General features: G+C 57.4%; 18 protein-coding genes and 1 tRNA gene. 8 read left to right on the forward strand and 11 right to left on the reverse strand.

What is annotated here, in order from left to right:
- Position 1: 1 nt before the first annotated feature.
- Positions 2-196, forward strand: a complete 195-nt coding sequence (locus ACEN2J_RS10090; RefSeq protein ID WP_442105497.1) for a hypothetical protein — start codon at positions 2-4, stop codon at positions 194-196.
- Here ACEN2J_RS10090 and ACEN2J_RS10095 read toward each other — a convergent pair.
- From ACEN2J_RS10095 to ACEN2J_RS10135, 9 genes are all read right to left on the reverse strand, one after another.
- Complete coding sequence (locus ACEN2J_RS10095) at positions 185-643, reverse strand: hypothetical protein (protein WP_442105499.1); 459 nt, start codon at positions 641-643, stop codon at positions 185-187. The two genes, ACEN2J_RS10090 and ACEN2J_RS10095, sit on opposite strands and share 12 nt — an antisense overlap.
- Positions 644-699: 56 nt before the next feature.
- Positions 700-1,782, reverse strand: a complete 1,083-nt coding sequence (locus ACEN2J_RS10100; protein ID WP_442105500.1) for a 2'-deoxycytidine 5'-triphosphate deaminase — start codon at positions 1,780-1,782, stop codon at positions 700-702.
- Positions 1,783-1,869: 87 nt separating this feature from the next.
- Positions 1,870-1,946 (reverse strand) — tRNA-Pro (locus ACEN2J_RS10105).
- A 64-nt stretch (positions 1,947-2,010) separates the two neighbouring features.
- Positions 2,011-3,099: a MerR family transcriptional regulator gene (locus ACEN2J_RS10110; protein WP_442105502.1), complete on the reverse strand. Its 1,089-nt coding sequence runs from the start codon at positions 3,097-3,099 to the stop codon at positions 2,011-2,013.
- A 27-nt stretch (positions 3,100-3,126) separates the two neighbouring features.
- Entirely contained in the window at positions 3,127-3,429 is a 303-nt protein-coding gene (gene ihfA / locus ACEN2J_RS10115; protein WP_442105504.1) for an integration host factor subunit alpha, read from the reverse strand.
- Between the two features lie 102 nt (positions 3,430-3,531).
- Entirely contained in the window at positions 3,532-4,506 is a 975-nt protein-coding gene (locus ACEN2J_RS10120; protein WP_442105506.1) for a beta-ketoacyl-ACP synthase III, read from the reverse strand.
- Positions 4,503-5,612 (reverse strand): phosphate acyltransferase PlsX, encoded by a 1,110-nt coding sequence (plsX, locus tag ACEN2J_RS10125; RefSeq protein WP_442105625.1) that lies wholly within the window; start codon positions 5,610-5,612, stop codon positions 4,503-4,505. Before plsX ends, ACEN2J_RS10120 begins: the two co-directional genes overlap by 4 nt.
- 47 nt (positions 5,613-5,659) lie before the next feature.
- Entirely contained in the window at positions 5,660-5,866 is a 207-nt protein-coding gene (gene rpmF, locus ACEN2J_RS10130; protein WP_442105508.1) for a 50S ribosomal protein L32, read from the reverse strand.
- 174 nt (positions 5,867-6,040) lie between these two features.
- Positions 6,041-6,631, reverse strand: a complete 591-nt coding sequence (locus tag ACEN2J_RS10135) for a YceD family protein (protein ID WP_442105510.1) — start codon at positions 6,629-6,631, stop codon at positions 6,041-6,043.
- A 202-nt stretch (positions 6,632-6,833) separates the two neighbouring features.
- Between ACEN2J_RS10135 and ACEN2J_RS10140 the strand changes: the two genes are divergently transcribed.
- Positions 6,834-7,283: an outer membrane protein assembly factor BamE gene (locus ACEN2J_RS10140; protein ID WP_442105512.1), complete on the forward strand. Its 450-nt coding sequence runs from the start codon at positions 6,834-6,836 to the stop codon at positions 7,281-7,283.
- 286 nt (positions 7,284-7,569) lie between these two features.
- Positions 7,570-8,322 carry a GNAT family N-acetyltransferase gene (locus tag ACEN2J_RS10145; RefSeq protein ID WP_442105514.1) on the forward strand — a complete coding sequence of 251 codons (753 nt, stop codon included), beginning with the start codon at positions 7,570-7,572 and terminating at the stop codon, positions 8,320-8,322.
- Here ACEN2J_RS10145 and ACEN2J_RS10150 read toward each other — a convergent pair.
- Entirely contained in the window at positions 8,319-8,696 is a 378-nt protein-coding gene (locus tag ACEN2J_RS10150) for a TfoX/Sxy family protein (protein ID WP_442105516.1), read from the reverse strand. The genes ACEN2J_RS10145 and ACEN2J_RS10150 overlap by 4 nt on opposite strands.
- Before the next feature lie 472 nt (positions 8,697-9,168).
- Entirely contained in the window at positions 9,169-9,603 is a 435-nt protein-coding gene (locus tag ACEN2J_RS10155) for an RrF2 family transcriptional regulator (RefSeq protein WP_442105517.1), read from the reverse strand.
- Positions 9,604-9,903: 300 nt separating this feature from the next.
- On the opposite strand from ACEN2J_RS10155, the gene ACEN2J_RS10160 reads away from it, so the two are divergent.
- The 5 genes from ACEN2J_RS10160 (at position 9,904) to glgX (ending at position 19,437) form a co-directional block, all read left to right on the forward strand.
- On the forward strand, positions 9,904-12,306 hold the full coding sequence (locus tag ACEN2J_RS10160; RefSeq protein WP_442105627.1) for a glycogen/starch/alpha-glucan phosphorylase: 2,403 nt from the start codon (positions 9,904-9,906) through the stop codon (positions 12,304-12,306).
- Between the two features lie 20 nt (positions 12,307-12,326).
- Positions 12,327-14,546 carry a 1,4-alpha-glucan branching protein GlgB gene (glgB, locus tag ACEN2J_RS10165; protein ID WP_442105518.1) on the forward strand — a complete coding sequence of 740 codons (2,220 nt, stop codon included), beginning with the start codon at positions 12,327-12,329 and terminating at the stop codon, positions 14,544-14,546.
- A gap of 43 nt (positions 14,547-14,589) precedes the next feature.
- On the forward strand, positions 14,590-15,861 hold the full coding sequence (gene glgC, locus ACEN2J_RS10170) for a glucose-1-phosphate adenylyltransferase (protein WP_442105520.1): 1,272 nt from the start codon (positions 14,590-14,592) through the stop codon (positions 15,859-15,861).
- 67 nt (positions 15,862-15,928) lie between these two features.
- Positions 15,929-17,362: a glycogen synthase GlgA gene (gene glgA / locus ACEN2J_RS10175; protein WP_442105521.1), complete on the forward strand. Its 1,434-nt coding sequence runs from the start codon at positions 15,929-15,931 to the stop codon at positions 17,360-17,362.
- Entirely contained in the window at positions 17,359-19,437 is a 2,079-nt protein-coding gene (gene glgX / locus ACEN2J_RS10180) for a glycogen debranching protein GlgX (protein WP_442105522.1), read from the forward strand. Before glgA ends, glgX begins: the two co-directional genes overlap by 4 nt.
- Positions 19,438-19,446 lie beyond the last annotated feature (9 nt).

Here is a 19,446-nt window from a genome sequence, read left to right on the forward strand (position 1 = left end):
CATGGACCGCATTATCAACATGATCATCAATCAGGTGATCCGCCGTTTCGTCAATATCGGCGTAAACAAAGGCATCAACCATTTGGGGGCCAAAGGCAAAGCTGCGCCGCTTACGCCCACGCAATCCAACGCCGCCCGCGAAACGGCCAAACGCGCCCGCCAAGCCGCCAAAATCACCCGCCGTTTAGGGCGTTAGACGCATTCCGAAAATCTTATCTTGCACCGCCAGCACTTCTGGCGGCAAGGCATCGAGCGGATATAATGTCGAGCCGCGCGAAAAGCTGTTAAGGTTGGAAATGCTCCACTCTACCTGAACTTGATGGCCTGTGTGCGGCGCGCCTTGTTGTAGGCTAATATCGCCAGCCACGGCCTTAACCGCCGCCCCGATCAGCGCAATCTGCGCGGGGTCTAGGGGGACCACCTTATCCTCATCCTCTGGCGTGGCCGAGGTGAAGATGCGTATTCCATCATCCCCCATTTCCATAACCTGCGCAGATGTGGGGTCGTCTTCCTCGCCCTCGGGCCATAGCATGATATATAGGTTCAGCTCGGCCGGCGCATCGGGTGCGGGCAAATCATCAGGGGCCGCCGCAACGGGCAGCGCGGTGGCAAGCAACAGGCAAAGGGCATAAATATGTTTCATAGCCGCAGATTTGCCGAAGCCGCGAAAAAAAGCAAATGACAAATCGCGTTAAAAGGTCAGCGCCGGGGCATCTGGAAGTGCTTGGATAGCTTCAGCCCTTGGCCTTGATAATTCGACGCTATTCCCGTGCCGTACAGCGCCTCGGGCCGCGCTGCCATGCGTTCATAGACCAGCCGCCCCACCACTTGCCCATGCTCTAGCACAAAGGGTGCCTCGTGGCAGCGCACCTCTAGCACCCCGCGCGACCCTGCGCCGCCTGCCTGCGCCCAGCCAAAACCGGGGTCAAAAAAGCCCGCATAATGCACCCGAAATTCACCCACCATCGCCAGATAGGGGGCCATTTCGGCGGCATAATCGGGGGGAATGGTCACAGCCTCACGGCTGACCAGAATGTAGAACGCGCCGGGATCAAGGATAATACGGCCATCACGGCTGCGCACATCCTCCCAAAAATCGCGGGCGGGGTAGTGGCCTATGCGATCTAGGTCGATCACGCCGGTATGCGGTTTGGCGCGAAAGCCGATCAGATCGTCATCGCCCGCCTGCAAATCGACTGAAAAGCCCAAGCCTTCGGAAATCACCGCATCGCCCGAAACCAGCGGCTCGGATTTATGCAGCGCCATCAAGGTGGCATCATCCAACACCGCCTGCCCATCGCGGAACCGGATTTGGTTCAGCCGCATGCCGGGCCGCACCAAAACCGAAAAGCTGCGCGGGCAGACCTCGGCGTACAACGGGCCGTCATAACCGGGTGCTATGCGGTCAAATTCGACCCCGCCATCGGTGATCGTGCGGGTCAGCAAATCCAGCCGTCCGGTTGACGATTTCGCATTCGCCACCGCTGTCAGCCCTTTGGGCAGCGCCAAGCGCTCCATCAGGGGAATCACATAGACGCAGCCTTTTTCCAGCACAGCGCCATTGGATAGGTCTACGCGGTGCATTTCAAATTCAGAAATCCGTTCGGCCACGGTACGACCATGCCCCGCCAAGAATGACGCGCGCACACGGTAGGCCACTGTTCCTAAACGCAAATCAAGGCTGGCAGGTTGGATTTGGTCGGCCCGCACTTCGGGTGTCGCTGCAATTGCCCCGCTGTCGATCAAACCGCGCAGGGCTTGGGATGGCAAAACTCCGGTCATCGTCATCTCCTCTGCGTGGTCATCTGCGCGGTGCAGAAACAGAACCGCCCGCGCCTGAATTAAACAGGGCGGGCTGGCTCTGGTAAATGGTCGGGCTAGCGAGATTCGAACTCACGACCTTTCGTCCCCCAGACGAACGCGCTACCATGCTGCGCTATAGCCCGACACTGGCGCTTTCATACTGATATTCCGGGCAGGGGCAAGCCTGAAAGCACCATTAAGGCGGATTTAGCGGCGCGGCACCCGGCCTAAATCGCCAACCCGATTGCGAAGGGCCTCTAATCGCTGCAACAAGGCCTCGGCTTGGGGCTGCTTGGCACCAAATGCGCCGTTGTTAAGCGCCCGCAGGTCGGCAGGTAGCCACTCGGCATGGATGTCGGACACGTTCAAAACAGGCAGGGCGGGTTTTGAACGTGGCGCAGCATGGGGGGCATCTGTCATGGCGTCTGGCTCCATCTTGCGCGTCACAGGGGGCGGGGCCGCCGCCTCGCGGCTTGGCGTGTCAGATTTCGGTGAGGCAAGGTCTGTTGTATCATCATCAACGGTTTCTTCTGGGCCGCCCTCCGCATCGACAAACTCGGACTCGACAAAGATATTGTCGTTCTCTGTGGCATCCAAACTGTTTGTGGCCGCAACGTCTTGCGCCGAAGCCGTGTCCGGTTTGGCAGCCTCCGGCGCTAAAGGAAGGTGTGGCGCGGTCTTGTCGCGGTCGGGCTGCGTTGCGGGGTGGTGCGGGCTCCCTTGGGGTACATCGCGATCTAGCAAAGAGTCGGCGGGCGATGCAGGCTTGCCCAGAATGTCATCATGGCCTGTAGCAGCACCTGACACGGCTATCGGTGCGGGCGCCGCGTCTGGCAAAGATACAGGCTCAGGATCCACGGCCGGATTTTGGGCCTCGGTACTTCCAAGCGCGACAGCATCGTCGATTAAAGTTTGATCTTTTGGTGTCGGGTTGGCCGCAACTGGTGGTTTGGCAGCTGGAAACAAGGGGATTGGATCAGTTGAGCGCGGCTTTTGCTCTTGCACAAAATCCAAGTCATCATCGTCATCACCGGTCAAGCCAGAAACATGCCTAACCCCTTGTTCGCGCAATACTTTTTGTACGCCGCGAATGGTTAGCCCGTCGTCATGCAATAATTTGCGAATGCCTGTTAACAACTCTACATCGGCGGGCCGGTAATACCTACGGCCCCCCGCGCGCTTAACAGGCTTTATCTGTGGAAATCGACTTTCCCAAAATCGCAGAACATGGGCCGGTGTGTCCAAAAGCTCTGCCACTTCGCTGATTGTGCGAAAGGCGTCAGGCGATTTATCCATCACAGTTCCTTAGAAATAAGTGCAGGCTCAGCCCTTGGCGCCAGCCGCTACACGATCTTTCATCAGATGCGACGGGCGGAACGTCAACACACGGCGGGGGCTGATTGGCACTTCGTCGCCGGTCTTTGGGTTGCGGCCCACGCGTGCGGTTTTATCACGAATGGAAAACGTCCCAAAGGATGAGATTTTCACCGTGTCGCCCGATGCCAAAGCATCCGACAAATGCGCCAGAACGCTTTCGACCAATGCCGAAGATTCATTGCGTGACAGCCCGACTTCACGAAATACAGCTTCGCTTAGGTCCATGCGCGTCAAAGTTTTTTCACTCATTCTTTTTCCCCCGATATTTTCAAAAGGATGCGCGGTTTGAAAACTCAAGTCAATATCAGAGACTTGCGCCAAGGACTTACAGTGCGAAATTAAGCGAAAACCTTACCAGCGCAGAACCACAGCGCCCCAAGCGAGGCCGCCGCCGATGGCTTCGGCAACCAAAAGATCGCCTTGTTTGATTTGGCCACGCGCAACCCCAACCGACAGCGCCAGCGGGATAGAGGCCGCCGAGGTGTTGCCGTGATCTTGTACTGTCAAAATAACGCGGTCCATTGGCACATCCATCCGGGCCGCGGTGGCGCTGATGATCCGCAGATTGGCTTGATGCGGTACAATCCAATCGACATCTGCGCCGACAAGCCCGATTTTATCTAGCGCCGCATGCGCCGTTTCGGCCAATTTTTCAACGGCTTGGCGGAAGAGTGGGTTGCCCTGCATCCGCAGCTTTCCCGATAGGCCGTTGGTGGACACGCCGCCATCGACATACAGCATATCCTTGTGCCGCCCGTCCGAATTTAAATCAGCCGACAGTACGCCACGGTCCGTCACGTCGCCTGCGCCGTCTTCGGCCTCGAGCACCAAAGCGCCAGCGCCATCCCCAAACAGCACGCAGGTCGACCGGTCGGTCCAATCCATGATCCGGCTAAAGGTTTCCGCGCCGATCACCAAAACCCGCTTGGCCTGACCGGCAAGAATCAGCGCATTCGCATTGGCCAAGGCGAATATGAACCCCGCACAGACAGCCTGCACGTCAAAGGCAAAGCCCCGCGTCATGCCCAATTTACCCTGTACCATCGTCGCCACAGACGGAAACGTTAAGTCAGGGGTCGAGGTTGCTACCACGATCGCATCAATATCATCCGGCAAAAAACCGGCACTTTTCAGCGCCATTTCGGCAGCTTTGGTCGCCAAATCCGAGGTTGTCTGGCCCTCGGCCGCGAAATGCCGCCGCTCAATACCCGAACGGCTGCGAATCCATTCATCCGAGGTATCGAGGCTCGCCTCGAATGCGGAATTGGGCACAACACGTTCGGGCAGATAATGCCCAACGCCCTTTACAACGGCACGAATCGTCATTTTGGCTCACTATCCCCTGAATCCACGTTCCCAGCCTCATGCTGCCCCGCACGGCCCGCAGATGCAACACGCGCCGCCAGCCGCTCGGTAAAGCCCGATTTTGCAAGGTCGAACGCCAGTTTCAACGCCGCCGCAACGCCGGTCGCATCGGCCGAGCCATGCGATTTGACCACCGTGCCATTCAGTCCAAGGAAAACGCCGCCATTTACCCGCCTTGGATCAATCCGCTTTTGCAACCGCCGTAGCGCGCCCATCGCCAGCAAGGCCCCGATCTTCGACAAGACCGAAGAGCTAAGCGCCTCACGCATGAAATCTGAAATCAGTTTCGCTGTGCCTTCGCCGGTTTTCAGCGCGATATTACCGTTGAACCCGTCGGTGACGATCACATCAACGCGGTCACTGGGAATATCGCCGCCTTCAACGAAACCAACAAAATCAAAATCGCCCACTTCGGCTAGGGCAGGCATTTGTTCAAACGCTTGCTTTAACTCGGGGCGGCCTTTGTTTTCCTCGGTGCCAACATTCAGCAACCCCACGCGCGGACGCGCAAGGTTTAATCCATTGCGGGCATAAGACGCCCCCATAGTCGCAAATTTCAGCAGGTCTTCGGGGTCTGCTTTTACGTCGGCGCCCACGTCCAGCATCACGTTAAATCCGCCTGGGTTGCGCGATGGCCACAAACAGGCAATGGCAGGGCGGGTCACGCCCGGCAAGCGGCGCAGGCGAATCATTGAGATCGCCATCAGCGCGCCGGTATTGCCGCAAGATACCGCAACAGTTGCTTCGCCTTGCTTTACGCTTTCAATGCAAGACCACATTGAGGTGCCCTCGCCATTGCGCATAACTTGGCTGGGCTTGTCTTCCATCGTGACCACGCGCGGCGCGTGGCGCAATATACAACGCCCCGCTAGCACGGGGTATTTGGCAACTAAAGGCGTTAAAATAGCCTCATCGCCATGCAAAATGAACCCGATAACTGGGTTCTTTTCTGCAGAAAGCGCAAGGCCTGCGACAACAGCCGCAGGCCCGCGATCGCCACCCATGGCGTCGACCGAAAGAACGATTAGCTTACCATCCTGCCCAAAACGGGCATCACTGGTCGCCACAGATGTGTCGGTGCTCATCGTCATGCGTTAGGACAAAGGCGAACGGCTTACGCCGCTTCCTCGTCCAGATCGATTTCTTCTGTCGACGCAATAACTTCGCGTGCGTCATAGTGACCGCATGCGCCACAAACGTGGTGCGGGCGCTTCAACTCGCCACAGTTAGAGCATTCTGCTGGATTGGACGCTACCAAAGCATCGTGTGCACGACGCATGTTGCGTTTGGATTTAGTAACTTTGCTCTTCGGAACAGCCATGTCTCGACCTCGGGGTGCTGAGGGCTAATGCCCTGAATTTCCTTTGGGATCTGGCCGTAACTCAACAGTCTGAGCGCGTCTGATCCACGATATAAACGAGCGCGGAACATACTGGGATTCTGCGCAGGTGCAAGCCCTTTCTGACCTGCACCTGAAACCAGTATGACAACGGCTTTATTCTACGTCACTTTCGGGGTTTTCCAGCTTGGCTTTTAACGCTGCCAATCCGGCAAACGGCCGCAAGTCAGAATCGCGCAACGGCGCGGTGCCGGGGGCTGTGAATTCGGATACCGCTAAGACGGCGCCCTTTGCCCGTGGAAACGGGGGCAGGGCCAGCGACAACGCCTCAACCGCGACATGACCTGCGTCAATCACCTCGCCCAGTGCCTCGGTGGTGTCATCGTCAATTTCCTGCTCGTCGCCGGTCGGGTTTTCCCATTTGGCCAGATAGGTTCGTGCCACGTCTTCGCGCAAATGGGTTATGACCGGCTCAAGGGTGATCGCACAAGGTTGCTCGACCACCGCCGTTAACACGGCCTCAAGCGTGAAGTCATGCCGGCCTTTGGGCGAAATCATGCCGGTAAACTGCAACTTGCTGATCGCGGTAATGCCCAGATAGGCCGCAATCGCCGCCCGCGTCTTGGTATTGGGCGTAAGGTCGAACCGGTTAGGCTTGCGGCTCGACAGGGTTGCCACCTTATATTCTTCGCTAAACGGAATAGCAGCAATGCCGTCTTCGCCGCCCCGATGCTGGTTTTGTGTCATTCTTGGTCCTTTTCTGTAACCTAGCCGCTTTAACCCGACAGATTGGTGGGCGGATTGGTGTAAGCCGTCATCCTAAATGCGTTCCTTTCTTGAACAGAAGCCTATCCTTCTGTAAGCCAAAGGCAACGCCGGAAATCCGGATCGGGATACGAGGCTTATGTCTCATAGGCAAGAGGGTGCGATGGAAGTGCAGGCAGGCAAGATGAAAACGCGATTCGCGCAATTGGTCATGGCAGGGTGCATTGTTCTGCTGTCGGGATGTTCCGCGATTTATCGCAATCACGGCTATGTGCCAACGGATGTAGAGTTGGAGCCTGTGAAAGTGGGCGTCTCGACCCAGCAAGACGTGGCCTCCGCTATCGGCAGACCATCGGCTGCCGGGCTGTTGAACGACGATGGCTGGTACTATGTTCAAAGCCGGTTTGAGCAAGTGGGCCCCAAAGCGCCCGAAGAAATTGACCGCCAAGTCCTTGCGATCACCTTTGATAAGCGGGGCGTTGTCGAAAACATCGAACGCTTTGGTTTGGCCGATGGTCGCGTTGTGGCGTTGTCACGGCGCGTGACCGAAACCAATATCAAAGGCGTTGGCTTCCTGAACCAGCTGTTCAGCAGCGTTGGCAGGTTGCGTGCGAAAGATATCATCAAAGAATAACCCCAAGCGGTTGTTCATTTTCAAAAAGGGCTGGGGGCGGTTGCGCTTTCAGCCCTTTTTCCTGCTTGGGGTTAGCAACTATGTGTTGGATCAGACAAGCCGCTAAATTACGGGCCTCAAACCTAGGGCAGTGATTCGTTTAAACCCGTGCCGGGCCCTTGGTTTTGCGGTCGATCTATTCAGCTGTGGCTTGCATCATCGTACGGCACCCCGCATATTCGGGAAAACTTGCGTCACCCCGCAACAAAAGATATCTCGACGTATTCAAGACCAAAGGATCCTATCGGTGCTGCAGCTGCGCAAAGGTCGCTACCTCTGTCGGGCAGCCAAAACCAGTGCCGATCTGGCCGCAGTTTTTGCCTTGCGCAAACGCTGCTTTGCCCCATATCCTGAGGTCGAGGCGGGGCCCGCTTACTTATCAGCAGGTGACAGCTATGATGCGCGATGCACCCAGATTTTGGTCGAAGATCTGCACAGCGCAACCTTGGTCTGCTGCTTTCGCCTTATGCATCTGCCAACAGCCGCAAGCCTGCCCGACAGCTATTCGGCGCAGTTTTACGATTTGGCCGCACTGGCGCAGTTCCAAGGCCCGATGTTGGAGATTGGCCGGTTCTGCCTTCACCCAGATGATCACGCCCCGGATATCTTGCGCATGGCTTGGGGCGCGCTGACCCAATGGGTTGATAGCGCAGGCGTGCGCTTGTTGTTTGGCTGTAGCTCATTTGCGGGGGATGATCCGGCCCTGCATGTCAATGCGTTTCGCGTGCTGCACGCCAAACACGCGGCACCAAAGCAGTGGATGCCCCAACCCAAAGCCCCCGAGGTGTTTGATTTCACCAAGGACCTTGGGGGTATCATTCCCGAAAGCGGCCCAATCGGCCTGCCGCCGCTGCTACGCACCTATTTGCTGATGGGGGGGTGGGTCAGCGATCACGCGGTCTTTGACCGGCAGTTGCGCACCATGCATGTTTTTACCGGCGTCGAAATCGCCGCAATCCCGCCCGCGCGTGCCCGTCTGTTACGGGCGATAGCGGGTTAGCGCTTACGCTCGACCACGCCCAGGAAATCCAGCGCAGCCTCAAGCTCGCTGAAGTCGGTTTTGGGGGGCATGCGGGGAACTTGCGCCTTAAGCGCGTCAAACGCCTTGCGAAGGGCGGCTTTCTCGGCACCTATGCAATCGTTCCACGGGCGGCCTTGTAGCCCCATGACAATTACATAATACCCAATGAAATGCGGCGCTGTGCCCGATTTCAGCAGCGCCAAATAGGCCGCATCGGCCCCCAAACGACGCAACTGCTCGGCGGAATGAATGCCTACCTTGGCAAAGGCTGCCTCTGTTGCCGGCCCCAAGTTCGGGATGCTTGAAACAGGCGTGTTCTGTGGCACCAAGTCGGGCACCAAGTCGGACGGCATGGCAAATCCCCAAATATTGCGCCAAACTTAGCCTGACCCAAAGGTCAGGCCAACCGTTTTGATCTCGTGTTTAAGGCCTGCGCCTTAAATAGATGCCCCGTCTTAAATAGATGCCCAGTCGCGAAAGACAGTCTGGCCTTGCTGTTGGCTGCTGCTTGGGGCCTGGCCTTGTTGCTGCGTGGTTGGGGCAGGGGTGCTGCCTTGCTGCGGGGTAACAGGTGATTTGGTCATTTTCTGCGTTCCATGTGTGACGGCTGTCTTGCAACAGTCAGATCACTAAAGTTTTAAGGGGCGTCGGGGCCAATTAATGACCACAACAAGGTAAGTTTGCGGCGATGTAGTCCCCCAAAATCAAAGCCGCAAGGGGGAGTTTTCACAAAGACCAAGCACGTTGAAAAACACGCAAAACCCCGCCGAAATCAGCCGACCTAGATGCAAATCTGCAACAAACCGTGACTTCTGGCACCCCGCTTCAGGCGACGGACAGCAGCCGCGTCAAATCGGTGTTGTTTGCGACAAGGTCAGCCACGGTCAGCCGGTTCAAAGAGGCGTAGAACGCATTCAAAGCATCTGAGAAGGCGCATTTCAGGCTGCAATACTCTGACAATGGGCAATTGCCGTTATCGGCCTCCATACATTCCGTCAGCGGCACGTCACCTTCAAACGTCCGCACCACCTCACCCACCCGTAATTCTGCGGGGTCGCGCTGCAAAACCAGCCCGCCGGACCGGCCGCGCACTGTGGTAATCAGCCCTGCCTGCGCCAGTTTATGGATCACCTGCGCGAGGTGGTTTTCCGACGCATTGCACACCTCTGCAATCTCATGCTTGCGCACAACGCGGCCTTTGTTCACGGCGCAAAACATCAATGTACGCATCGCAAGATTGGTCCGAACGGTAAGTCTCATTCTGTGCCCCTATCTGTTCAATCACAGCGTTATCGCGGCAAAATCTCTTCTACCATGATCTAGATCAGTGAGACTGCGCAGTCTCTGGTGGCCCGCGCCAATGCTGCACCAGTGTCGCCCCAATATTGTGCAAATGCCTATCTGACTTGACTTTGTTAGCGCTATCATACAACAAGACGGCAATTCATTTCGGTGTCTGTGCTGCGGGCTCTTGTCCTTGTTTGGGTGAGCGTTCAATCTGCGACCGAACCTTATTTGCCCCCAGTTTGGGCGACCAATATCAGGATACTAAACGTGAATATGCCGTCAAACCCAAATGCGGCCGCTGTGCCGTCCCTTAAAGCCGGTGCTCTGCGCGAAGATGTCTTGCGCCACCTTACCTTTACGCTTGGCAAAGATGTTGATCACGCCAGCCGCTATGATTGGCGCATGGCGCTATCTTTTGCTATTCGCGATCATGTGGTGGGGCCTTGGTTCACCTCGACCCGCCGCACATGGGCCGAAGGGCGCAAACGCGTTTACTATCTGTCGATGGAATTTCTGATTGGCCGCATTCTGGAAGATGCCGCCATGAACCTTGGTCTTGACCAAGAGGCGCATGATGTCATGGCCTCTTTCGGCCAAGATTACCGGTCTTTGATCGAGGATGAGCCTGATGCCGCCCTTGGCAATGGTGGCCTTGGCCGTTTGGCTGCGTGTTTTATGGAAAGCATGGCCACCATTGGGTGCCCTGCTTACGGCTATGGCATCCGGTATGAGCACGGGCTGTTCCGTCAGCGGTTTGAAAGCGGTTATCAGGTTGAAACCCCCGAAGATTGGCTGTCGCAGTCCAACCCATGGGAATTTGCCCGCCCCGAGGCCGCCTATACCATTCCGTTCAAAGGCCAGATGACTGGCAATGTCTGGACGCCCGGCGAAACCGTGATCGCCTCGGCCTATGATATGCCGGTCGTTGGCTGGCAGGGAAAATGGGCCAACACCCTGCGCCTTTGGGGGGCCAAGGCCACCACCCAGTTTGATCTGGAACGCTTTAACCGTGGCGATTACGCCGCCGCAGCCGAACCCGAGGCGCTGGCCCGTACCCTGTCACGCGTGCTCTACCCCGATGATACCACCTATCAGGGTAAGGAGTTGCGCCTAAAGCAAGAGTTTTTCCTGACCTCGGCCGCGCTGCAAGACATCCTCCGCCGCCACACCGCCGCGGGCCTTGATGTGCGTGCTTTGCCGAAATATGCCGCCATTCAGATGAACGACACCCACCCCGCAATCGCCGGGCCGGAACTGATCCGTCTATTGGTCGATCAACATGGGCTGGACTTTGACGAGGCGTTCAAAACCGCCCAAGCCTGCCTTGGCTATACCAACCATACATTGCTGCCCGAAGCGTTGGAAAAATGGGCCACCTTTACCTTTGGCACGGTGCTGCCGCGCCACATGCAAATCGTTGAGCAAATCGACAGCGCCCACCGCCGCGCCCACCCCAACCGCCCGCATTATGTTGGCATCGTCAAACACCACGAAGTGCGGATGGGCGAGCTGGCCTTTATCACGGCGCATAAGGTGAACGGCGTCTCGGCGCTGCATTCGGATTTGGTAAAGCAAAACCTGTTCCCAGAACTGAACAAGCTGCACCCCGGCCGCATTATCAACCAAACCAATGGCGTCACACCGCGCCGCTGGTTGCGCATGGCCAACCGCCCGCTGGCCGGTCTGATTACCGATACGATCGGCGAGGGCTGGGAAGACCACCTTGACCGGTTGAAAGAGCTGGAACCCCATGTGAATGACGCCGGTTTCCGCGATGCTTTTGACGCGGAAAAGCGTAAAAACAAGGCCGAGTTGACCAACTGGCTGGCACAAGACTGCGGCGTTAAGGTGAACCCCGACGCGATCTTTGACGTGCAAATCAAGCGTATTCACGAATACAAACGCCAGTTGCTGAACATCTTGGAAACCATCGCCCAATATCAGGCGATCAAGGCCAACCCGAATGGCAACTGGGTGCCGCGCGTCAAGATCTTTGGCGGCAAGGCCGCGCCGGGCTATTTCGTGGCTAAGGAAATCATTCATCTTATCAACGACGTGGCGAGCGTTGTTAATAATGACCCTGAAGTTGGCGAGTTGCTGAAAGTCGTCTATCCTGCCAACTATAACGTCTCGATGGCGGAACGGCTTATCCCCGCGTCTGACCTGTCCGAGCAAATCTCGACTGCTGGCAAAGAGGCGTCTGGCACGGGCAACATGAAGTTCATGATGAACGGCGCGCCGACCATCGGTACGCTTGACGGCGCGAACGTTGAAATCTTGGAACATGTCGGGGCGGATAACTTCTTCCTCTTTGGCCTGACGGCGGCCGAGGTTGTCACCCGTCGCGAAAACCCCGATCACGCGCGTGAAGCGATTGAGGCAAGCCCCGTTTTGCAAGGCGTGTTGCAAGCGATTGCCGAGGGTCAGTTCTCGCCCGACCAAACCGATCGCTACCATGATCTGGTGCATCGTGTGTGGCATCACGACTATTTCCTTGTCGCTGCCGATTTCGATACGTATCGCGCCGCACAAGCAGATGTTGACACGGCCTTTGCCAATCGCGAACACTGGGTAAAAATGGCGGCGCTGAATACGGCACGTTCGGGTTTCTTCTCGTCTGACCGTACGATCCGCAGCTATATGGCTGATATTTGGTCTGTTGAATCGGCCCTGTAAGGGCACAAAAAGGGGGATCTATGCCCAAGGAACCGAACGCCACGCCACCGCTGTCCATTCACACCGCCCGCGCAATTGCGCAGGGTACGCACGGCGATCCGTTCTCGGTCCTTGGGCTGCATCCTGTTGGCAAGGCGTGGCAATTGCGCGCCTTTGTTCCGGGCGCAGATAGCCTGACCGTGTTGGTCGCTGACAAAGCTGGGGCGGAAACCGAAATTCAGGCCACACCGCTGAAAGATGTGGCCGGCTTTTTCACCGTTGATCTGCCGGAGCATGCAGCCTACCGCCTGCGCGCCAAGGGCAGCGGCACCCAGTGGGAATTTGATGACCCCTTCCGCTTTGGCCCCGTCTTGGGCGAGATGGATGAATACTTGCTGGGCGAAGGCACACACAAACGTCTCTGGCAGGTTTTGGGCGCGCATTTGATGACGCATGAGGGCGTTGACGGCGTGCATTTCGCCGTCTGGGCCCCCAATGCGCAGCGTGTGTCTGTGGTCGGTGATTTCAACGTTTGGGATGGCCGCCGCACACCGATGCGCCGCCGTGGCCCGACGGGCGTTTGGGAGATTTTCGTCCCAGGCCTGACCGAAGGCACAACCTATAAATACGAGTTGCGCAATATCGACGGCGCTGTGATGCCGCTTAAGTCCGATCCCGCTGGCTTTGGCTCTGAACACCCACCCGCCAATGCCTCGGTGGTGCGCGATCTGCGTAACCCCGACTGGCATGATGCGAAATGGATGAAAACCCGCGCAACCGTGCAAAATGTCGATGCGCCAATCTCGGTTTATGAGGTGCATTTGGCGTCATGGAAGCGCGCACCGGGCGACCGGATGCTCAGCTATGCGGAACTCGCAGACCAGTTGATCGCCTATGTCACCGACATGGGCTTTACGCATATCGAGCTGATGCCGATTTCGGAATATCCCTTTGATGGCTCTTGGGGCTATCAGCCTGTGGGCCTGTTTGCCCCCACCATCCGCCACGGCACGCCGCCCGAATTTCGCGCCTTTATTGATGCGGCGCATAAGGCTGGCGTTGGGGTGCTGCTTGATTGGGTGCCGGGGCATTTCCCGTCTGATGCGCACGGGCTTGGCCGGTTTGACGGCACAGCTTTGTACGAACACGCCGACCCGCGTGAAGGCTTTCACCAAGATTGGAACACCCTGATCTTTAACTATGGTCGGGTTGAGGTTGCCAATTACTTAATCTCTAACGCCTTGTATTGGCTAGAGGAATACCACCTCGACGGCTTGCGCGTCGACGCTGTGGCCTCGATGCTTTACCGTGATTACAGCCGTGAAGCGGGGCAATGGGTGCCCAACCGTGACGGCGGGCGCGAGAATTATGAGGCCATCGGCCTGCTGCAAAACATGAACATCACCGCTTACGGCGAATGCGAAGGCGTGATGACCGTGGCCGAAGAAAGCACCGCCTTTCCGGGTGTGTCGCGGCCTGTCAACCATGGCGGCCTTGGCTTTGGGTTTAAGTGGAACATGGGCTGGATGAACGACACGTTGTCCTACATGCAGCGCGATCCGATTTACCGCAAACACCACCACCACCAAATGACCTTTGGCCTGCATTACGCGTGGTCGGAAAACTTTATTCTGCCGATCAGCCATGACGAAGTGGTGCATGGCAAAGGGTCGATGATCAAAAAAATGCCGGGCAATGACGCCGAGAAATTCGCTAACTTACGGGCCTATTACGGCTTTATGTGGGGGCATCCGGGCAAAAAATTGCTGTTTATGGGCTGCGAGTTTGCCCAATGGGGCGAATGGGCGCATGCCCGCAGCCTTGATTGGCATGAGCTGGAGGGCGAAGGTGCAACCCCGCATTTGGGCGTGCAATCGCTGGTCCGTGACTTGAACACGCTCTACCGTGACACCCCGTCTTTGTACCTGAATGACACGCGCCCTCAAGGCTTTGAGTGGATTTCGGCCGAGGATGCCGATGGCTCTACCTATGCCTTTGTCCGGCGTGGCGGGGCCGAGGATGCGCCCGTGCTTGTCGCCTGCAATTTTACGCCGGTGGAACGTCACGTCCGCCTTGGCCTGCCAGTGGCGGGCGCTTGGGATGAGGTGCTGAATACCGATGCCAGCACCTATGGCGGCGAAAATCGCGGCAATATGGGGGGCATCACATCCGAGGCCACGCCATGCCACAACCAGCCACAGTCGGCCATGGTTACCTTACCACCACTTTCGACGGTGTTCTTTAAACCGTCCAAAAAATAAAATCCGATATTTCGGGCAAGTACTTAAGGGGAGGGGAGAACCCATGAATCCAAAATCGAACCAACGGCTGTCATCACAGGCCATGGCCTTTGTCTTGGCGGGGGGCCGCGGTAGCCGCTTGAATGAGCTTACAGATAAACGTGCCAAACCCGCCGTCTATTTTGGCGGTAAAACGCGGATCATCGACTTTGCGCTGTCGAACGCGCTGAACTCGGGTATCCGTAAAATGGCGATTGCGACGCAGTACAAAGCGCACAGCCTGATCCGCCACATGCAGCGCGGCTGGGGCTTTTTTCGGGCGGAGCGGAACGAATATCTGGATATTTTACCCGCCAGCCAACGGGTCGCTGAAAATAAATGGTATCTGGGCACGGCTGATGCTGTGACGCAAAACATTGATATCGTTGACAGCTATGGCGTCAAATATGTGATCGTCCTTGCGGGCGACCATGTCTATAAAATGGATTACGAGGTCATGCTGCAACAGCATGTCGAAACCGGCGCCGATGTAACTATTGGTTGCCTGACTGTGCCGCTGGCCGAGGCCACGGCCTTTGGCGTGATGGATGTCGACAAAGATTTGCGCATCACCGCGTTTTTGGAAAAACCGGCCAACCCGCCGCATATGCCGGGCGACCCGAAATCGGCGCTTGCCTCCATGGGGATTTATATTTTCGACTGGGATTTCCTGCGCGAGCTGTTGATCCGCGATGCCGAGGATACCAATTCCAGCCATGATTTCGGCAATGACATCATCCCCGATATTGTGAAAAACGGCAAAGCCATGGCGCATCAGTTTTCCGAAAGTTGCGTGACCAGCGGGCTGGAAACCGAACCTTATTGGCGTGATGTCGGCACAATTGATGCGTTTTGGCAGGCCAATATCGACCTGACTGATTTTGTGCCAAAGCTGGATCTTTATGATAACGCGTGGCCAATCTGGACCTATGCCGAGATTAAGCCACCGGCAAAATTTATTCATAACGACCCTGACCGGCGCGGCTCGGCCGTGTCGTCGCTGATCGCAGGGGATTGCATTGTCTCGGGGTCTTCGGTGTCGAACAGCTTGTTGTTTACAGGGTGCCGGACGCATAGTTTTGCCAACCTTGAGTATGTCGTGGCGCTGCCCGATGTGATTGTGAACCGCAAGGCCGAGCTGAAAAATTGCGTTGTGGATCGTGGGGTGATTATCCCTGAGGGGCTTGTGGTGGGTAAGGACCCGCTGGAAGACGCAAAGTGGTTCCGGCGCACGGATGCAGGCGTGGTTTTGATTACGCAAGATATGCTGGATGCACGCGCGCGAAAACTGGGATAGGCTTTGATGGCCAGCGCTGGGGGGCCGTCTGCCCCCCAGACCCCCCGAAGATATTTTTGAACAGATGATGAGGCTTAGGATGGGACGCGTACTTTCGGTGGCGTCGGAATGTGTTCCGCTGTTGAAAACCGGTGGTTTGGCCGATGTGGTGGGCGCATTGCCCGGTGCTTTGGCTGGGCAGGGCTGGGAGATGCGGGTCTTGATGCCTGCGTATCGCAGTTTGCGCGCGCAAGCTGCGGGCTGGGATGAGATGTGGTTTGAGCCGGATTTGTTCGGCGGCCCCGGCCGGGTTTTTGCGGGCACGGTTGCCGGAATCTCGGTGCTGTTGCTGGATGCGCCGCATTTGTATGACCGCGAGGGCGGCCCGTATTCTGGCCCGCATGGCGATTGGCATGATAATGATATCCGCTTTGCCGCCCTAAGCTGGGCCGGTGCCGCGATTGCGCGCGATGGTCTGAGCGATGGATGGCGGCCCGATGTGTTACATGCGCATGATTGGCAAGCGGGTTTTGCGCCTGCCTATTTGGCCTATTCTGGCGCAGATGTGCCCAGCGTGATGACAATCCACAATATTGCGTTCCAAGGCTTTACGCCTGTCTCGCAGCTCTATGCACTGCGTTTACCGCCTGAACAGTATTACCCTGACGCTTTGGAATATTTCGGCGGGTTGTCCAGCCTAAAGGCCGGTCTGATTACCGCGCATAAGATTACCACGGTTTCGCCGACCTATGCAGGTGAGCTGGGGCGGCCCGTGTTTGGTATGGGTTTACAAGGTGTTATCGCTGCGCGTGCCGCCGATGTGTCGGGTATCTTGAACGGGGTTGATACCGATGTGTGGTCGCCGGAGGCGGCCGAGCATCCGTTTTCGGCCAATGCCCCAGAAGGCAAGGCGCAGGCGCGGGCCGCGCTTTGTGCCGAGTTCGACCTTGATGTCCCCGGCCCTTTGGCGATTGTCGTTAGCCGATTGACAGACCAAAAAGGTATCGACCTTATCCCGCCTGTGATGGAGAAATTCATCTCGGAAGGGGGCGGTCTTGCCATTCTGGGCAGTGGCGATCCGGCGCTAGAGGCACAGATGCACCAGCTTGCCGCACGGTTTCCCGGTCGCGTGTCGGTGCGCATCGGCTATGATGAGGCACTAAGCCACCGCATGTTTGCGGGCGGTGATGCCGTTTTGGTGCCATCGCGGTTTGAGCCATGCGGGCTGACACAAATGTATGGCTTGCACTTTGGCACTTTGCCAGTGGTGGCGGCTGTGGGCGGGCTTGCCGATACCGTTATCACGGCCAATCCGGCGGCGCTGGCGGCAGGCGTGGCGACAGGGATTACTTTTCATCCCACCGATGCCGCAGCTTTTGGTCTTGCGCTGCAAAACCTGATAGCTTTGCATGCCGATACAAAAATCTGGTCTCAGATGATGCACAATGCGATGCACCATCCTGTGGGCTGGGACAACAGCGCTGCGCGTTACGCGGCCCTTTATGACGGCCTTATTGCATGAATTCTCTCAGCGCCGTTTCCGGCACCTCCTATATGCTTGGCGCCACACCGTCAGGCGACGGCGTCAATTTCGCGCTCTTCTCGGCTGGGGCCGAGCGGGTGGAACTGTGCCTGTTTTCCAGTGATGGCAAAAAAGAGCAAAGCCGCATCACGATGCCCGACCGCGATGGGGACATCTGGACGGCGCAGGTTGACGGGCTGCAGGCGGGCGCGCGTTACGGCTATCGCGTGCATGGTCCTTATGCCCCCGAGCAAGGCCAGCGCTTTAACCCGAACAAGCTGCTGATCGACCCTTACGCCCGTGCGTTTCACGGAGCTTTGCGGTGGTCTGAGGCGCTAATGGGCTATAAGGTCGGGGCAGCCCGCGCCGATCTGGCGATGGACACACGCGACTCGGCTGCGTTCATGCCCAAATGCGTGGTTGTACAGCCGCTTGCGCCAGCAGTTGCTGGCCCGAACCGTGCTTGGACCGATACCGTGATCTATGAGGCCCATGCCAAAGGCCTGACCATGCAGCACCCTGATATTCCCGCGGGGATGCGAGGTCGCTATCTGGGGCTGTGCGCGGCACCGATGCTTGACCACCTGAAAAAGCTGGGCGTCACCGCGATTGAATTGCTACCCGTCCACAGCTTTATTGACGACCGCTTTCTGGTGTCGCGTGGTTTGCGCAACTATTGGGGCTATCAAACCTTGGGCTTTTTCGCCCCCGATATGCGCTATGCCAGCGCTGATGCCGTGGCCGAATTTCGCCAGATGGTCGAAACCTTTCACGCGGCTGGTATCGAGGTTATCCTTGATGTTGTCTATAATCACTCGGGCGAGGGCGACGAGATGGGGCCAACGCTGGCCTATCGCGGCCTTGATAATGCCAGCTATTACCGCCTGCGGGATGGTGGGCGCTATTACATTAATGATACCGGAACCGGCAACACGTTGAACCTGTCGCACCCGATGGTGTTGCGTATGGTCATGGATTCCCTGCGCTTTTGGGTGCGGGATATGGGCGTTGACGGATTTCGGTTTGATCTGGGGTCGGTTCTGGGCCGTGAGGCCGGTGGCTATGACCCACATGCAGGCCTGTTGGATGCCATTCGCCAAGACCCGACGCTGGCCAAAACCAAGATGATTGCAGAGCCGTGGGATATCGGCCCTGGTGGCTATCAGTTGGGCAATTTTCCGCACCCCTTTGCCGAATGGAATGATAAGTTCCGCGATGGAACCCGCCGGTTTTGGCGCGGCGATGCGGGCATGGCCCCCGACCTGTCGGCGCGCCTGTTGGGCAGTGCGGGGCAGTTTGACCATGATAACCGGCCTGCAACCGCGTCGGTAAACTTCCTGACCGCGCATGACGGCTTTACGCTGGATGATCTGACGCAATTCACCGTGAAACGCAACTTGGCCAATGGCGAAGAGAACCGCGATGGCCACGGCGACAATCATTCAGATAACCTTGGGGTTGAGGGGCCGACCGACAACGCGCAAATCAATGACGCCCGCCACCTGCGCAAACGCAATATGCTGGCTACGTTACTGCTGGCCCAAGGCACCCCGATGCTGCTGGCAGGGGATGAACTGGGCAACGGGCAGGGCGGCAATAACAATGCCTATGCGCAAGACAACGCCACTGGCTGGGTCACGTGGGACGGTGCCGATGCGGCCCTGATCGCCTTTACCGCGCGGCTGATTGCCTTGCGCCAGAGCCATCCTGTGTTGCGGCAAAAGCGGTTCTTGCATGCGGCAACGCGCCCCGACGGCTTGCGTGACATCATCTGGCGGCGGGCTGATGGCGCCGAGCCGACCGGTGCCGATTGGCATGACGCGGGCTTTCGCTGCTTGGGGCTAGAGCTGCGCCTGTCTGCGTCCTCGCAAAAGCACAGCGCCGAGCCGAATACCGACGCGCTGTTTGTGCTGTTTAACGCGGGCCATGAGAGGCCCGTTCATTTGCCCGATACCGTGCCCCAGTGGCACCTTTTGCTTGATACCACGCGCCCCGATTTTTCGTCAAAAAATCCTGCGATCTCACCGCTTGTTGCACCGGCCCAATCGGTGCTCGTCTTTGCCAATAATCCCTGAAGAACAGGA

Source organism: Pseudorhodobacter sp. W20_MBD10_FR17 (assembly GCF_052119765.1).
In the GTDB taxonomy this organism is placed as follows: Bacteria; Pseudomonadota; Alphaproteobacteria; order Rhodobacterales; family Rhodobacteraceae; genus Pseudorhodobacter.

Bases quoted from the DNA above. Each gene is read 5' to 3' on its own strand.
- ACEN2J_RS10095 (WP_442105499.1), bottom strand. From the start codon at position 643: ATGAAACATATTTATGCCCTTTGCCTGTTGCTTGCCACCGCGCTGCCC.
- ACEN2J_RS10135 (WP_442105510.1), bottom strand. From the start codon at position 6,631: ATGACACAAAACCAGCATCGGGGCGGCGAAGACGGCATTGCTGCTATT.
- ACEN2J_RS10155 (WP_442105517.1), bottom strand. From the start codon at position 9,603: ATGAGACTTACCGTTCGGACCAATCTTGCGATGCGTACATTGATGTTT.
- rpmF (WP_442105508.1), bottom strand. From the start codon at position 5,866: ATGGCTGTTCCGAAGAGCAAAGTTACTAAATCCAAACGCAACATGCGT.
- ihfA (WP_442105504.1), bottom strand. From the start codon at position 3,429: ATGAGTGAAAAAACTTTGACGCGCATGGACCTAAGCGAAGCTGTATTT.
- glgX (WP_442105522.1), top strand. From the start codon at position 17,359: ATGAATTCTCTCAGCGCCGTTTCCGGCACCTCCTATATGCTTGGCGCC.
- ACEN2J_RS10120 (WP_442105506.1), bottom strand. From the start codon at position 4,506: ATGACGATTCGTGCCGTTGTAAAGGGCGTTGGGCATTATCTGCCCGAA.
- glgA (WP_442105521.1), top strand. From the start codon at position 15,929: ATGAGGCTTAGGATGGGACGCGTACTTTCGGTGGCGTCGGAATGTGTT.
- ACEN2J_RS10140 (WP_442105512.1), top strand. From the start codon at position 6,834: ATGAAAACGCGATTCGCGCAATTGGTCATGGCAGGGTGCATTGTTCTG.
- glgB (WP_442105518.1), top strand. From the start codon at position 12,327: ATGCCCAAGGAACCGAACGCCACGCCACCGCTGTCCATTCACACCGCC.
- ACEN2J_RS10160 (WP_442105627.1), top strand. From the start codon at position 9,904: ATGCCGTCAAACCCAAATGCGGCCGCTGTGCCGTCCCTTAAAGCCGGT.
- ACEN2J_RS10150 (WP_442105516.1), bottom strand. From the start codon at position 8,696: ATGCCGTCCGACTTGGTGCCCGACTTGGTGCCACAGAACACGCCTGTT.
- ACEN2J_RS10090 (WP_442105497.1), top strand. From the start codon at position 2: ATGGACCGCATTATCAACATGATCATCAATCAGGTGATCCGCCGTTTC.
- glgC (WP_442105520.1), top strand. From the start codon at position 14,590: ATGAATCCAAAATCGAACCAACGGCTGTCATCACAGGCCATGGCCTTT.
- ACEN2J_RS10110 (WP_442105502.1), bottom strand. From the start codon at position 3,099: ATGGATAAATCGCCTGACGCCTTTCGCACAATCAGCGAAGTGGCAGAG.
- ACEN2J_RS10100 (WP_442105500.1), bottom strand. From the start codon at position 1,782: ATGACCGGAGTTTTGCCATCCCAAGCCCTGCGCGGTTTGATCGACAGC.